This is a genomic window from Streptomyces sp. NPDC086766, assembly GCF_044746005.1.
Lineage (GTDB): Bacteria > Actinomycetota > Actinomycetes > Streptomycetales > Streptomycetaceae > Streptomyces.
In genome coordinates, this window is record NZ_JBIVBI010000004.1 from 518,340 (window position 1) to 532,796 (window position 14,457).

Consider the following 14,457-nt stretch of genomic DNA (forward strand, 5'->3'; position numbering starts at 1 on the left):
CTGGTGCGCGAGCGGGCATGCGCCTTCGCTGTGCCGGTCGGGGGGAGCGGGAGGAACCGGCCCCGCGTCACCCGACCGCCACTCACAGTAGTCACCAACGCAACTGGCGCGGTGGGCAGTTGACGAAATCACCCAGGACGCGTCCCGCTCTGGTATGAGGGTTCGTACGACAGAGCGAGACGCGGCGCGCCCACGCGACGCCTGAGCGAAAGCGAACGATCACACCTGATCAGGTTCGGTCCAGAACGAAAGCCGGGGGCCGGGGAGGCGTGCGCTCCCCCGGCCCCCGGCCGGCCACCCGTTTCCCTCCCGGGTCAGCTCGCGGAGGCGGCTCCGGGCTCGCCGCCGCCCTCATCGGTACTCCCCTGAACATCACTCAACGTCACCGCACCGGCGGTCACCGCCTCTCGTGGTGAACCCCGGCCGCATCCACTCCCTGGCCGAGGTGAAGGGCAAGCGGATCGCCACCCCGCAGCTCGGCAACACGCAGGACGTGGCCTTCCTGCACTGGGCGGAGGGCCGCGGCTGGAAGATCGACCCGGCGACCGGACGGGGCGACGTCTCGGTGGTCCGCAGCGACAACAGGGTGACGGTGGACGCCTACCGCTCCGGCTCGGTCGACGGCGCCTGGGTTCCCGAACCGACCGCCTCCCGCCTGGTCGCACAGGGGGCGCGGGTGCTGCTGGACGAGGCGGACCTCTGGCCGGGGCACCGGTTCGTCACCACGAACGTCATCGTCTCGCGTACGTTCCTGGCCGACCACCCGGACGTGGTCGACGCGGTGGTGCGGGGCACCGTCGCCGCCAACACCTGGATCGCCGCCCATCCGGGCCAGGCCAAGGCGGCGCCCAACGCCCGGCTGAAGCGGCTGACCGCCAGGGCCCTTCCGGCGCGTGTGCTCGACACGGCCTGGCAGGGGATCACGTTCACCGACGACCCGCTGGCGGCCACCCTGCGCGCGCAGGCCCGGCACGCGGTACGGGTGGGCCTGCTCAAGTCGGCCGACCTGGACGGCATCCACGACCTCGGGCCGCTCAACCGCGCGCTGCGAGCGGCGGGGCTGCCCCGGGTCACCGAGGGGCCTCCGTGAGCGGGACCGTGCCCGCCCGGCGGTGACCGGGGCCCCTGCGACCGGTCCCGCCGACAGCGGCTGAGGCGGCACCGGGGCCTGCCCGCGGTCACTGCGGATCCCCGGCAGGGCGGATCCGGGGGCCCGGTGGTTCGGGTCCCCCGGATCCGCCCCGGCCGAGGGGCAGGTCGCGGGGCGGTTACTTCGGGGCGACGAGCATGCGTTCGGCGCCGAAGGTCGCGCCGGTGTGCGTGTACATGGTGGTCTCGCCGTCGGACCAGCGGACGACCAGGTCGTCCGGCCAGCCGTTGGAGTCGTAGCTGCCCGCCGTCATCACCGAGTCGTGGGACCAGATGCTGCCGGCCGGAGCCATCCGCACCTCCTTGCCGACACCGCCGGGGCCGGTCTCCTGGAACTGGGAGACCCTTCCGTCGGACCAGCGCACCAGGGTGTCCCAGTTGCTGCCCCCGGTGAAGTCGCCCGCGGTCACCAGGGTGGCGTCCTTCCAGGCGCTCTTCGGCTTCATCAGCTGGTGTTCGGTGCCGAAGCCCTTGTCACCGACGGCGGTGTAGTCGGTGACCTCACCGTCGCTCCAGCGCACCAGCAGGTCGGTGACGTACTTCGCGGTTCCGAAAGTGCCCGCGGTGATCTGGTCGGCGTGACTCCAGACGGACCCTGCGTCCGCGAGCTTGCTCCCGCCGTCCACGCCCCGGGTGCCGACGTCGGGGAGGAGCCTGACCTCGCCGCTGTCGAACACCACCAGCAGGTCCGAGCCGTTGCCGCCGGAGAAGTCGCCACCGGTGAGGGCCTTGGCGTCCTTCCAGACGCCGTGGGGCGCGGCCAGCCGGCGCTCCCCGGTGAACCCGCCGTTGCCGTCGCCGGTGTACAGGGTGACCTCACCGTCGGTCCAGACCACGATCAGATCGCCCTTGCCGTCACCGGTGTACTCGCCCGAGGCCAGCAGTTTGGCATGGGACCACGTCTCCCCGTCGCCCATGGAGTACGGCAGCGGCGGCTGGTCGTAGGAACCGCCGTGCGAGACGTGCTGGTTCTTCTTCGCCTCGTCGTACAGGCGGAAGAACCAGTCGCCGTGCATGGGGCTGTACGTGAGCCAGTCCACGTTGGCGTCGTTGCCGCCGCCGTTGTACCCGCCGACGTTGCCGATGATCTCACCGGTGCCCTTCGCCCAGTCCACCTGGGAGAACCAGGGGCCGCCGGAGACACCGCCCCACATGCCGCGGCACTTGGCCTGGATCTGGTAGAAGCCGGGCAGCGCCTCCGTCTGCGTGGGGCACCGCACGGGATGGTCCTCGGGGTCGTGGCTGGAGGGGTAGCCCAGCATCGTGGCCTTGTTCAGGTAACCCGGCGTGCGCACCAGCGTGTTCGCGCCCACGACGTCCTGCGCCTGCTTGCCGCTCTTCGAGGGCTCGAGCAGGCCGAAGGCGAAGTCCAGGTCGGAGATGGGCTTCTTGGTGTTGTGCACGTACCGGTTGTCGACGAACCAGTCGGAGATCCGGTAGAAGCCGAGCGTCTGCTTGTCCAGCGTGTACTCGGCGGCGTACATGGGAACGAAGACGGCCCTGCCTCCGGAGCAGTGCCCCGCGGTGAGGACCAGGTTGCGCCCGGGGCTCTCCACCACGCTCGCGGAGCACTTGTGCGCGTGCATCTGTTCGGTGGTCGGGTCCGCGCTGTAGGTGAAGATCGTCCCGACGGACTTCAGACCGAGGATGTGCTCCGCCGTCGGCATGTCGGCCGCCACCGCGGGGCCGGCCGAAGCCGCCCGTCGCGAACGCGCCTTGGCGCTCGGGTCCGCCTGCCGCGCGTGCAGTGCCGGGTCGGTGGCCGAGGCCATGCGTTCAGGCGTCCAGAAGCGGACGGCGTCCGCGTCCGACCAGTCGCCGTCGCCGTCCTTCGCCCCGGTGGGGCCGTGCGCGCTCGTCGGCACGGAGGCCGAGGGCTCTCCGGAGCCGGTCGCGGCCGAGGGGCCGGCGGAGAGCGGAGGCGCCGGTGAGGACGGTACGGCGGACGGCACCGTCGTCGCAGACGGACGGGGCTGCGGTGCGGCGTCCTGGACCTGAGCCTGGGCAAGGCCTCCCCCGCCCGTGAGGAACAGAGCGGTCGCGGCCGCGAGGAGGGCAGGGCGGGGTATTCGTCTGTGTGAGGTACGCAAGGAACGCTTTCTGAGTCGTGGAACAGCCGTCTCCGGACCGGAGGCGGCCAGAGGAAACGTCGCAAGGAAGGAAAGGAAGAAGGAGGGAGCGAAGAAGGGCAGGGGCGGGCCGCGGCCGCCGGGTGTGCCGCTCCGGCCGGGTTCGCCGCTACGCGGGGGGCTCGGCCTTCCGCGAGCGGCGGCGCCGCGCGGCGAACGCGCCGCCGGAGGCGAGGGCCAGGCCCGCGGCCGCGGCGCCGGCGGCGACCGCCCAGGAAGGTCGGCCGTCCGTGACGGGCCGGCCGGCCACCGTGACGTGCTGTTCCGTGGTCTGCCGCCCGTGGTGGCTGACCACGGTCACGGTGTAGCGGCCGTCGGGGACGTCGCCGCGCAGCCGCGCGTGACCCGCGTAGACCGTGCCGCCGTCGTCGCACTTGCAGCCGGGGTCCTCCGGGCTGTCCGTCTTGATGGTCAACGGGCCCTTGAAGATGGGCGACGTGACGGTCAGGTACTTCTCCCCCGGCGCGGCCCGCAGGTCGGTGAGGACCACCCGGACGTCACTGCCCGGTCGCAGGGAGGCGGGTTCGTCGCCGCCGGGGAACGCGTCCCTGGGCCCGAGGACGAACCGGTCGATCTGCGCGGAGCCCTCGGCCGCGACCTCGAGCCGGGCTGTCGCGACGGTACGGCCGTGGCTCGTCGCGACGACCGGATAGGTGCCCGGGCGCAGACCCGAGCGGACGCGGTGCTCCGTTCCCGCCTCGTTCACCTGGACCGACTGCGTCGATCCCTTCCGCAGCGGAGCCAGGGTGATCGGCTGCCGCAGGGCCGGGGAGGTGACCTCGACCTTGTCCCATCCCGGTGGCATTCCCTCGATGCTGAACCAGAGGGCGTCACCCGCCTCCAGGGTGTTGCCCTGCGGCACGTGGTACTCCAGCCAGACCGCCGCGGACGGGCTGCCGCCCGGAGCCGGGCCGGTGCCCTCGGCCGACGCCACTGCCGCCCCTCCCAGCGAGGCCGCCATGGCAAGACCGGCCGCGCCCACGGCCCTCACCACACTGCGGAACAACGATTCCCCCCTCGGTCGGATACAGCCGGCCCGGTTACGGCCGCGTCCATCGGTCGACCAGGAAGAGGGTGTGAACGGGCGGTTGGTTGCCGACGACCGGGGCTCGATGCCGGCGACGTACCGGATCCGGTCGCTCAGTCCTCGCCCACAAGGTCGAGGTCCTCGGGAGACGCCGTCGCGGTGGCCCGCGGAACGGGCCACTTGCGGTCCAGCGGCAGGGACACGTCCCTCCACCAGGGGTGCGCGGGAAGGTCTCCGGCCGGCTCGAAGGGCTCGCCCGGCCGGGGCAGCGCCACGGAGTGTCCTGCCAGCGCGGCCGCGTCCTTCGTCCACTCCCCCGGCTCGGCCCAGGCGTGCGGGGCGAGGTTGAACGTGCCCCAGTGGATCGGCAGCATCGGTCCGCCCGACAAACCGCCCTGGAGGTCGAGATGGGCGCGCGAGCCCTCCTCGGGCGTCATGTGGATGTCGGGCCAGAACTCGGAGTACGCGCCGATCTGGATCATCGTCGCGTCGAACGGGCCGTGCTCGGCGCCGATGTCACGGAAGCCGTCGAAGTAGCCGGTGTCGCCGCTGTGGTAGATCCGGTGCTCGTCGCCCGCGACCACCCAGGAGGCCCACAGCGTGTGCTGCGTGTTGCGCAGCCGGCGGCCGCAGAAGTGGCGGGCCGGCGTCGCCGTCAGCGTGAGCCCGCCGACCTCGGTGGCCTCGTTCCAGTCCAGCTCGCGCAGGCGGTCGGCGGACACGCCCCAGTGCTCGAGGTGGGCGCCGACACCGAGCGGCACGGCGAAGACCGTGTCCGTGCCGGCCAGTTCCTTGATCGTGGGCAGGTCCAGGTGGTCGTAGTGGTCGTGGGAGATGACGACCACGTCGACCGGGCCGAGCGCGGCGAGCGGCAGCGGAGCCGGGTGCAGCCGGCGGGGCCCGAGGAACGGGAGCGGGGAGCAGCGCTCGCCCCACACCGGGTCGAACAGCACGCGCTGCCCGTCGATCTCCGCCAGCACGCTGGAGTGCCCCATCCAGGTCAGCCGCAGGCCGGTGGCCGGGGGCCGGGCCAGGTCGGCGAGCGTGGTGGCGTGCACCGGCACGGTGCCGGAGGGGGCCCGGCGGGGGCGGGTGTCCTTGTCGAAGTAGACCTTGGCGAAGGCCCGCATCGAGCCGGAGGGCCGGGTCCGCGCGACGCCGCCGGGGTTCTGGAAGACGCCGTCCGCGAAATGGGGCGACCGGCGGATGCGCGCCATGCGCTCACCGCCGGGGTCCGCGCCGAAGGCCGCGGGCCGCAGCGCGCGGAGCCCGGAGCTCAGGGAACGGAAGCCGGCCACGGTACCTCCAGGAGTCGGTCGGATTTTCCATTATGGAGGGCCGCCGCGCGGGGCCCTCCGGCAGCCTGCCGTCCGCCGCGGCCCGCGGGACGGGCCGGCGGCGCGAGGGGGCTCCGGGCCGTGCCGCCGTGCGCGCCAAACGGGCGGTGTGCGGGGGGAGTTAGGGTGACCGCGTGGCGAGAGTGCGGTTGAGCGTGGCGGAGCGGCGCGAGGAGCTGCTGCGGGCCGCCATCGGGCAGATCGAGGAGCGGGGCGTGGCGGCGGTGCGGATCGCCGACGTGGCCTCGGTGCTCGGGGTGAGCAACGCGCTGGTGCTCTATCACTTCTCGACGAAGGAGAAGCTGGTCGCGGCCGCCTTCGCCCATGCCGCCGAGGACGATCTGGCGCAGCTGCGCAAGGTGCTGGGGCGGCGGACGACGGCGCTGCGCCGGCTGCGGGCCGCCGTCCGCTGGTACGCCCCGACCGGCCAGGCCAAGGGCTGGCGGCTGTGGATCGAGGGGTGGGCGGCCGCGCTGCGCGAGCCCGCTCTGCGGGAGGTCGCCCAGGGCCTCGACCGGAAGTGGAAGGCGGCGATCGCCGAGGTCGTCGCGGAGGGTGTGGCGGCGGGCGAGTTCCGGTGCCCGGACCCCGGAGCCGCGGCGCTGCGTCTGACGGCCCTGCTCGACGGGCTCGCCGTCCAGCTGACGGCGTACGGCGGCGGGGTCTCCCGCGCGCGGGCCCGGGAGTGGGCCGACGAGGCACTGGCTCGGGAACTGGGCCTGGAGCGGGAGGCGTTGACGGCCGCGGGCCGGTGAAACGGCGCCGTGGACGGGCCCCGGGCCGGGGCGAGCGCCGGCCGGTGCGGCGAGGGGCACGACCCCGCGGCGGGATGCCGTGCCCCTGCGCTCCGGTGTGCGCCCCGGGACGAGGCGGACGCCTGCCGGCCTCACGCCACCGTCGTGATCCGGCTCCTGATGTCGGCCGGCGACAGTGTGCCCTTGGCCGTCACATGGTCCCCGGAGGACTGGCCGCGCAGGCGGCGGCCGATCCACGGCACCAGGAACTCCCGGGCCCACTGGACGTCGTCGCGCCGGATGCCGAGGGTGCCGCGCGGCGGCAGCGGCGGCCAGGGCTGCTCGGGGTCGGCCGGCACGTCGAGGCCGAGGACCTGGCCGGCCCGCAGCGCCACCCGGGTGTGCCCCTCGGGCGACAGGTGCAGCCGGTCGTGGTCCCAGGCCCGGCGGTCCTGGACGGCCTTGAGGGACCACAGGTCGAGCACCGGGCAGCCGTAGCGGTCGGCGATGGCCCGCACGTGCCCGTTGTAGGTGGCGATCTTGCCGCGCAGGTGCTTGAGCACGGGCACGCCCCGGGTGTCGAAGCCGGTGGTGACCATCACGGTGCCGGCCGCGGCGGCGAGCCGGGCGAGGCCCTTCTCGAACCGCTCCGCCACGTCGTCCGGGTCCGTGCCGGGACGGATGATGTCGTTGCCGCCCGCGCAGAACGACACCAGGTCCGGGGCGAGTTCCACGGCCCGCGGGACCTGGTCCGCCACGATCTGGTCGAGCAACTTGCCGCGCACGGCGAGATTGGCGTACTGGAAGTCGCCCTCGGGGCGTCGGTCCGCGAGCAGGACCGCGAACCGGTCGGCCCAGCCGACGAACGCCCCGTCGGGGCCGGGGTCGCCGACGCCCTCGGTGAAGCTGTCCCCCACCGCCACGTACGACCCGATCACTGCTCTGCTGTCACTCTTCGAATCGTCTGCCACGTCGGCCCATGATTCACCTTGGAATGTGACCTACGCGACCGTAGGCAAGGGTTGACGGACGGTGAGATAAGCCACTGAGCGAATGTCGCCGCCCAGGAATAGAACACGCCGAAGGCCGGACCCGGGGGGTGTGGGTCCGGCCTTCGGCGGCGTGTCAGGCAGATGGTGGCGGGAGCGCGGGCGTCAGGCGACCGGGGCGCCGTGCGCGCGCAGGTAGGCGACCGGGTCCACGTCGGATCCGTAGTTCGGCGTCGTGCGGATCTCGAAGTGCAGGTGCGGGCCGGTCACGTTGCCGGTGGCGCCGGACAGGCCGAGCCGCTGTCCCGTGGTCACGGCCTGGCCGGCCGAGACGGAGAGGGCGGACAGGTGGGCGTACTGGGCGTAGTGGCCGTCCTGGAGCCGGAGGACGACCTGGTTGCCGTAGGCACCGCCCCAGCCCGCGGAGACGACCGTGCCCGCGCCGACGGCCTTGACCGGGGTGCCGGTGGGGACCACGAAGTCGACGCCGGTGTGGTAGCCGCTGGCCCAGTGGCTGCCGGCCACGTGGTAGCCGGTGCCGACGGCGGCGTGGGTCACGGGCAGGGTGAAGCCGGTGGCGGCGGCCCGCTCGGCGCGGGCGACCGCGGTCTTCACCCGGGCGGCGGAGACGGTCTTCGCCTTGGCGGCGGACGAGCCGGCGGTCGCGGGCTTCGGGGTGGCGGGCGCCCGGGTGGCGCTTGCGGCGGCGTGACCGAGCGTCAGCTTCAGGCCCGGGTGGATCAGCGAGGGGTCGTCGCCGACGGCCCGGCGGTTGTCCCGGTACAGCTGCTTCCAGCCGCCGCGGACGTGCTGGTTCTCGGCGATGCCCGACAGGCTGTCGCCGGCACGGACGGTGTAGGTCCGGGCGGCAGCGCCCTTGACCGCGGGCGCCTTGACGGCCACGGGGGCGCTGCGGACGGTCTTCTCGGAGACGGACTGCGCGGGGGCCGCGTGGGCTCCCGCGGCGCCTATGAGGGGCAGTGCGAGCACGGCGCCGCCGGTTCCGGCGGCGGCGAGGATGCGGGTCAGGCGCTGGGGCTTCGGACGGCGGTGCTTACCCTTCGCGGGCATGGCGGATTCCTCTCCGGCGCCTGCGAGGTGAGCTGTCGGGTTCGGGCTGGAGATGCCCGGCCGCGCGGGACGCGACTTCACCCCTAGCCGTTCCGGAGACCGGAACAGGCGGTCGTACCTGTGGGTCCCCCGCTCCTGCCGTGCACGGGTGAGTGTGCGGGCCCCGGACGGCGGCAGGATGAGGCGTCCGTCCGGATCGGGATGGAACGTAAGCGAGCGGGATGTGTTCGGACAAGCAGAGGGTTCCGCTCAGAGATGCTCATCTTGATCCAATTCGGGCAAAACCGGTGACGCTCCGTGCATTCGATCAGCGCTCTCTTCGTCAACCGCGGCAAAAGACAACGCGATTACGTGAACATGGCGGAGCACCGTGGGTCACGAATATGACGCTCCTCACGTCCGGGCTCGTCAGGAGTCCCCAGGGGGTGGCGAGTTGGGGCTTAAAGGGTTAAAACCGACAAAACGCCCATAGGAGACAGGAGGGCGAAAGTGGGCCAGGGGGTCGCCTGCGCGAAGGCCGCCGAGCGGAGCCGCCGGCGGCCAGAGGCTTCCTCGCCCGTGGCCGGACCGTTGCCCCGGGAACCCATGTCGTATCGTCGAAAGGCGCGCCCGCCGACGAGCCGTGACGGCGGGCTCAGGCCCCGCCTTCGGGCCGGGCCGACCGAGTGGGAGGAGCCCCCGTGACGCAGCAGGTCCCGTCGACCGAACCAGAGCTGGCCGGAGTGCGCAACTTCCGCGACGTGGGCGGGCTGCCGACCGTGGACGGACGGCGGGTGCGGCACGGAGTGCTGTTCCGCAGCGGCCACCTCGCGCACGCGACGGACCGGGACGCGGCCTTCCTCTCCTCCCTCGGCCTGCACACGATCTTCGACTTCCGCAACGCGGCCGACAAGAAGCTCGAGGGCCCGGACGTCGAGCTGCCCGGCGTGCGCAACGTCAACCTGCCGCTGAGCGACCCGGCCGACGGCGCCGAGTTCTGGCGGATGGTCCGCGACGGCGACCTCGACCAGCTGCGCACGATCCTCGCGGACGGCAAGGCGGCGAACCGGATGATCGCCTCGTACCGCATGATCATCACCGAGCGCACCGCCGAGCACTCCCACGTGCTGCACGCCCTCGCGCAGGACAGCGTCCCCGCCCTGATGCACTGCGCGGCGGGCAAGGACCGCGCGGGCCTGTCGATCGCCGTGACCCTGCTGGCCGTGGGCGTGGACGAGGACGCGATCCGGGCGGACTACCTGGAGTCGAACGCCAAGCACCGCCGCTACAAGGTGCACCGCAGCAGCAGCGCGGCCTCGGCCTACTCCCCCGAGGTCATGGAGCTGCTCGGCCCGCTCTTCGACGCCCGCGCCGAGTACCTGGCCGCGGCCCTGGAGACCATCGAGGAGACCTGGGGCGGGGTCGAGGCCTACCTGGAGCGCGGGCTGAAGCTCACCCCCCAGACACGGGAACGGCTGCGGGAGCGCCTGCTCGACTGAGGGGCGGCGGGCTGGGCCCCGGCCGGTGCGGGGGCGCCGCGCCGGCCGCGGCCCGCTCCGGCTCCCCCACCTCGCGCTTCCCTACTTGGCGCCCACCTCGAACAGCAGCCAGACGAACCCCGCGAAGACGTGCCCGACGGCGATGTAGACGATCAGCCGTATCCACAGGGCTCGCGGGAACTTCTCTTCCATGTCGGTCATGACGTGTCTCCGGTGTGGGGGCCCAGGCACAGCGCGGCCGTGGGGCTCTGCAGCAGGGTGTGGACGAAGAGCAGATCGACCCCGTCGTGGTCCTCGGCGGCGATCCGGTGCGGGGTCAGCGAGTCGAAGTGGGCACTGTCACCCGGTGCGAGCAGGTGCGCGGTGTCCCCGAGGCGCAAGCGCAGGCGCCCCTTGAGGACGTACAGCCACTCCTCGCCCGGGTGCACACGCACGATGTCGCCCTGGGAGCCGTGGGGCACGTGGACCCGCAGGGCCTGCATCCCGCGGCCGGGCGCACCGGCCTGCCAGTACGTCCAGCCGCCCGCCCGGGTCGGTTCCATGGCCGCCGCGCGCACCACGGCGTCCGGGGCGGCGACGCTCTCGCCGAGCAGTTCGGAGACCGTCGTACCGTAGACACGGGCGAGCGCGAGCAGCAGCGGCAGGGAGGGCTGGCGCTGTCCGGTCTCCAGGCGGGAGAGGTGGGCGGGCGACAGCCCGGCCGCGCGGGCCGCGGCCTCCAGGGTGAGGGAGGCCCGGCGGCGCAGCGCACGCAGCTGCGGGGCGACGGCGGGCAGGTCCTCGACCGGTCCCGCCGAGGGCTCGGACTCGGGAGCGCTCATGCCTCCATTGAGCCGCAGCTTTGCCTCTCGGGCAAATCAATTGCCTCAGAGGCAAAAAGCGGCCACGTGAGCAGGCCGGCCCGCGTCCTAGCGATGGGCGACTGCCTGCTTCACCAGTGTCTTCCCGAAGTCCCACATCAGTCCGCCGCCGTGCGCGTCGTCCATCACGTCGGTGAAGGCCTCCACGAAGCGGTCCACCTCACGCTCACCGATGATCAGCGGCGGGATCAGCTTGATCACCTCCAGGTGGTCGCCGGAGACCTGGGTGAGGATCCGGTGCCGCTGGAGCAGCGGGACGACCACCATCTGCGCGAACAGGCCCTTGCGGGCGGCCTGGAGCACGGTCCAGCGGCCGCGCAGCTTCAGCGACCGGGGCCGGCCGAACTCGATGCCGATCATCAGGCCCCGGCCGCGCACGTCGGCGAGCAGTTCGTACCGTTCGGTCAGGGCCGCGAGCCGCGACTTCAGCAGCTCGCCGGTGGCCCGGGCGCCCGCGACGATCTGCTCGTTCTCCATGACGGACAGCACGGCGAGTCCGGCCGCCATGGCCTGGGCGTTGGACCCGAAGCTGGCCGAGTGGACCAGCACCCGGTCCATGGACGAGTAGACCTTCTTGAAGATCCAGTCCCGCCCGAGCGTGGCGCCGACCGGCACATAGCCGCCGGACAGCGCCTTCGCCACGCACACCAGGTCCGGCGCCACGCCGTCCTCGTGCTGGAAGGCGTAGAAGTCGCCGGTGCGGCCGAGTCCCGTCTGGACCTCGTCCGCGATGAGCAGCGCCTTGTGCCGGTGCAGCAGCTCCTGGGCGGCGCGCAGATAGCCGGGCGGGGCCTCGTGCACGCCCTTGCCCTGGATCGGCTCGACGATCAGGGCGGCGACGTCGCCCTTCGCCAGCTCCCTCGCCAGGGCGTCGAGATCGCCGAGCGGTACGGCGGTGTCGGGCAGCAGCGGGGCGAAGCCGTCGCGGAAGCCGTCCTCGCCGTTCACGGACAGGGAGCCCACGGTCAGGCCGTGGAAGGCGTGCTCGCAGTACAGGACGCGCGGCCTGCCGGTGGCGCGGCGGGCGAACTTCAGCGCCGTCTCCACCGCCTCGGTCCCGCTGTTGCCGAAGAACACCCGGTCCAGGTGCGGACTGTGGGCGAGCAGGCGCTCCGCCAGCAGTCCGGGCAGCGGCGGGCAGTCGAAGCGGGTGAGGTCGGCGAGCTGCGCGTCGAGCACGTCGTGCAGCGCCTTGCGGACGACGGGGTGGTGGCGGCCCAGGCCCATCACGCCGAACCCGGCGAGCATGTCGAGGTAGTCGTCGCCGTCCGCGTCCCAGAAGTAGGCGCCCTCGGCCCGCTCGTAGACCTTGTCGAAGCCGATGGTGTGCAGCATGCGCGGCAGCTGGTGGTTCAGGTGCCGGGCGTGCAGCTCGTAGCGTTCGGCTCCGCGCTCGGACAGAAGGCTGCCGAGGTCGAACTCCTTGCTCATTCAGCTCTCTCCTCGACTGGTCCGGCGGCCCCGGCGGTGTCCCGCGCCCGGGCCGTCCCGGCCTGGTCCTTGGCGGCCAGGCTCGCGCCGATCCGGCCGGCGATCTCCACGGGCGTGAGCCCGATGTCGGCCAGCACCTCGCCGCGCTTGGCGTGCGCGAGGAACTGCTCCGGGATGCCGAACCGCCGTACTGGTACGTCCACTTCGGCGTCGCCGAGGGCCAGCGCGACCGCGGAGCCGACGCCGGCCGCGCGGCTGTTGTCCTCGACGACGGCGACCAGGCGGTGGCCGGCGGCGAGTCCGGGAAGCGCCGGGTCGACGGGCTTGACCCAGCGGGGGTCGACGACGGTGCACGCGACGCCGCGGGCGGCGAGCAGCTCGGCGGCCTTCAGGCAGACCGGCGCCATGACGCCGACGGCGACGAGCAGGACGTCGGGGTCCTCGTCCGCCCGCAGCACGTCCATGCCGCCCACGCGGCCGACCGCCCGGACGGCCGGGCCGACCGACTCCTTCGGGAAGCGGAGCAGGGTCGGCGCGTCGTCCACGGCGACGGCCTCGCGCAGCTGGGCCCGCATCTGGTCGGCGTCGCGCGGGGCGGCGATCCTCAGGCCCGGCACCACCTGGAGGACGGACATGTCCCACATGCCGTTGTGGGAGGGCCCGTCGACGCCGGTGACACCGGCCCGGTCCAGCACGAAGGTGACCCCGCAGCGGTGCAGCGCCACGTCCATCAGCAGCTGGTCGAAGGCCCGGTTGAGGAAGGTGGCGTAGACGGCGACGACCGGGTGCAGGCCGCCGGTGGCCAGGCCCGCCGCGGAGACGGCGGCGTGCTGCTCGGCGATGCCGACGTCCCACACCCGGCCGGGGAAGCGCTCGGCGAACCGGCCGAGGCCCACCGGGTGCAGCATCGCGGCCGTGATCGCCACCACGTCGTCCCGCTCCTCGCCGATCCGCACGATCTCGTCGCCGAAGACGGAGGTCCAGGAGGGGCCGCCGGCCGGAGTCAGCGGCTCGCAGGTCAGCGGGTCCATCACGCCGACGGTGTGGAAGTGGTCCTCCTCGTGGGCGAGGGCGGGTTCACAGCCGCGGCCCTTGACCGTGAGGCAGTGCACCAGGACCGGACCGTGAAAGCGTTTGGCGCGGCGCAGCGCCGACTCGACCGCCCTGACGTCGTGCCCGTCGATCGGGCCGAGGTACTTCAGCCCCAGATCCTCGAACATGCCCTGCGGGGCGAAGGCGTCCTTGAAGCCCTTCTTGGCGCCGTGCAGGGACTCGTAGACGGTGCTGCCGACGACCGGCGTGCGCAGCAGGACGTCCTTGCCCCAGGCCAGGACCTTCTCGTAGCCGTCGGTGGTGCGCAGGGTGGCCAGGTGGTTGGCGAGGCCGCCTATCGTCGGGGAGTACGACCTCTCGTTGTCGTTGACGACGATGATGAGCGGCCGGTCCTTGGCGGCCGCGATGTTGTTGAGCGCCTCCCAGGCCATGCCGCCGGTCAGCGCGCCGTCGCCGACGACCGCGACGACATGGCCCTTCTCGCCCCGGACCTGGCGTGCCTTGGCGAGCCCGTCGGCCCAGCCGAGCGCGGTGGAGGCGTGGCTGTTCTCGATGACGTCGTGCTCGGACTCCTCGCGCGAGGGGTAGCCGGACAGGCCTCCCTTGCCGCGCAGCTTGGAGAAGTCCTGGCGGCCCGTCAGGAGCTTGTGCACGTAGCTCTGGTGGCCGGTGTCCCACAGGATGCGGTCGGCCGGGGACTCGAAGACCCGGTGCAGCGCGAGGGTGAGTTCCACCACCCCCAGGTTGGGGCCGAGGTGGCCGCCGGTTCTGGCGACGGCGTGCACCAGGAATTCCCGAATCTCGTCGGCCAGTTCGGCCAGTTCCGTCTCGGACAGCGCCTTCAGGTCGCGTGGTCCGCGGACGGTCTCCAGAATGGTCACGCTCGGCCCCCTCTCGGTCCGTGCCGTGCTTCAACTCACTGTCACGGTGGGTGTCCCCGTGACGGCGGGGGCGCCGGACGCGACGCCGCCGTGTTCCATCCGTTCGGCCAGCTTCATGGCCTCCTCGATCAGGGTCTCCACGATCTTCGACTCCGGAACGGTCTTGATGACCTCGCCCTTGACGAAGATCTGCCCCTTGCCGTTGCCCGAGGCGACCCCCAGGTCGGCCTCGCGCGCCTCACCGGGACCGTTGACCACACACCCCATGACCGCCACCCGCAGCGGGACCTCCATCCCCGTCAGACCCGCGGTGACCTC

General features: G+C 72.8%; 12 protein-coding genes, 1 pseudogene and 1 riboswitch. Of the genes and pseudogenes, 3 read left to right on the top strand and 10 right to left on the bottom strand.

The window, feature by feature from the left end:
* Positions 1-406: 406 nt before the first annotated feature.
* Positions 407-1,090 (top strand): annotated as a pseudogene (locus ACIPM1_RS10660) (ABC transporter substrate-binding protein); the annotation flags it as partial.
* 178 nt (positions 1,091-1,268) lie between these two features.
* Here the strand turns inward: ACIPM1_RS10660 and ACIPM1_RS10665 are convergent.
* From ACIPM1_RS10665 to ACIPM1_RS10675, 3 genes are all read right to left on the bottom strand, one after another.
* A complete protein-coding gene (locus ACIPM1_RS10665) occupies positions 1,269-3,014 on the bottom strand; it encodes a trypsin-like serine peptidase (RefSeq protein ID WP_402431794.1) in 1,746 nt (581 codons plus the stop codon).
* A gap of 373 nt (positions 3,015-3,387) precedes the next feature.
* The gene (locus ACIPM1_RS10670) at positions 3,388-4,212 is read right to left on the bottom strand and encodes a hypothetical protein (RefSeq protein ID WP_402431797.1); all 825 of its coding nucleotides are present in this window, start codon (positions 4,210-4,212) and stop codon (positions 3,388-3,390) included.
* Between the two features lie 206 nt (positions 4,213-4,418).
* Positions 4,419-5,603: an MBL fold metallo-hydrolase gene (locus ACIPM1_RS10675; protein ID WP_402431800.1), complete on the bottom strand. Its 1,185-nt coding sequence runs from the start codon at positions 5,601-5,603 to the stop codon at positions 4,419-4,421.
* Between the two features lie 173 nt (positions 5,604-5,776).
* Here ACIPM1_RS10675 and ACIPM1_RS10680 point away from each other — a divergent pair, with 173 nt between their 5' ends.
* On the top strand, positions 5,777-6,397 hold the full coding sequence (locus ACIPM1_RS10680) for a TetR/AcrR family transcriptional regulator (protein WP_402431803.1): 621 nt from the start codon (positions 5,777-5,779) through the stop codon (positions 6,395-6,397).
* 131 nt (positions 6,398-6,528) lie between these two features.
* Here ACIPM1_RS10680 and ACIPM1_RS10685 read toward each other — a convergent pair whose 3' ends face one another.
* Together ACIPM1_RS10685 and ACIPM1_RS10690 are read right to left on the bottom strand one after the other, a co-directional pair.
* Positions 6,529-7,314 carry an SGNH/GDSL hydrolase family protein gene (locus ACIPM1_RS10685; RefSeq protein WP_402431903.1) on the bottom strand — a complete coding sequence of 262 codons (786 nt, stop codon included), beginning with the start codon at positions 7,312-7,314 and terminating at the stop codon, positions 6,529-6,531.
* A gap of 216 nt (positions 7,315-7,530) precedes the next feature.
* Entirely contained in the window at positions 7,531-8,436 is a 906-nt protein-coding gene (locus tag ACIPM1_RS10690; RefSeq protein WP_402431806.1) for a peptidoglycan DD-metalloendopeptidase family protein, read from the bottom strand.
* 4 nt (positions 8,437-8,440) lie between these two features.
* A riboswitch (cyclic di-AMP (ydaO/yuaA leader) is annotated at positions 8,441-8,597 on the bottom strand.
* A gap of 519 nt (positions 8,598-9,116) precedes the next feature.
* Between ACIPM1_RS10690 and ACIPM1_RS10695 the strand changes: the two genes are divergently transcribed.
* Positions 9,117-9,914, top strand: a complete 798-nt coding sequence (locus ACIPM1_RS10695) for a tyrosine-protein phosphatase (protein ID WP_402431809.1) — start codon at positions 9,117-9,119, stop codon at positions 9,912-9,914.
* Between the two features lie 81 nt (positions 9,915-9,995).
* Here the strand turns inward: ACIPM1_RS10695 and ACIPM1_RS10700 are convergent, their stop codons facing one another.
* The 5 genes from ACIPM1_RS10700 to ACIPM1_RS10720 form a co-directional block, all read right to left on the bottom strand.
* Positions 9,996-10,115, bottom strand: coding sequence for a DUF6126 family protein (locus ACIPM1_RS10700; RefSeq protein WP_356193399.1), 120 nt, complete (start codon positions 10,113-10,115; stop codon positions 9,996-9,998).
* On the bottom strand, positions 10,112-10,735 hold the full coding sequence (locus tag ACIPM1_RS10705) for a helix-turn-helix domain-containing protein (RefSeq protein ID WP_402431812.1): 624 nt from the start codon (positions 10,733-10,735) through the stop codon (positions 10,112-10,114). The genes ACIPM1_RS10700 and ACIPM1_RS10705 overlap by 4 nt, the downstream gene beginning before the upstream one ends.
* An 87-nt stretch (positions 10,736-10,822) precedes the next feature.
* Positions 10,823-12,205, bottom strand: coding sequence for an aspartate aminotransferase family protein (locus ACIPM1_RS10710; RefSeq protein ID WP_402431815.1), 1,383 nt, complete (start codon positions 12,203-12,205; stop codon positions 10,823-10,825).
* Positions 12,202-14,139: a 1-deoxy-D-xylulose-5-phosphate synthase gene (dxs, locus tag ACIPM1_RS10715; protein ID WP_402431818.1), complete on the bottom strand. Its 1,938-nt coding sequence runs from the start codon at positions 14,137-14,139 to the stop codon at positions 12,202-12,204. Before dxs ends, ACIPM1_RS10710 begins: the two co-directional genes overlap by 4 nt.
* 30 nt (positions 14,140-14,169) lie before the next feature.
* Positions 14,170-14,457, bottom strand: a 288-nt coding sequence (locus tag ACIPM1_RS10720) for a flavodoxin-dependent (E)-4-hydroxy-3-methylbut-2-enyl-diphosphate synthase (RefSeq protein ID WP_402431820.1), incomplete at its 5' end; no start/stop codon positions are given.

Coding starts and splice junctions, on each gene's coding strand:
- ACIPM1_RS10690 (WP_402431806.1), bottom strand. CDS start 8,436: ATGCCCGCGAAGGGTAAGCACCGCCGTCCGAAGCCCCAGCGCCTGACC.
- ACIPM1_RS10700 (WP_356193399.1), bottom strand. CDS start 10,115: ATGACCGACATGGAAGAGAAGTTCCCGCGAGCCCTGTGGATACGGCTG.
- ACIPM1_RS10705 (WP_402431812.1), bottom strand. CDS start 10,735: ATGAGCGCTCCCGAGTCCGAGCCCTCGGCGGGACCGGTCGAGGACCTG.
- ACIPM1_RS10710 (WP_402431815.1), bottom strand. CDS start 12,205: ATGAGCAAGGAGTTCGACCTCGGCAGCCTTCTGTCCGAGCGCGGAGCC.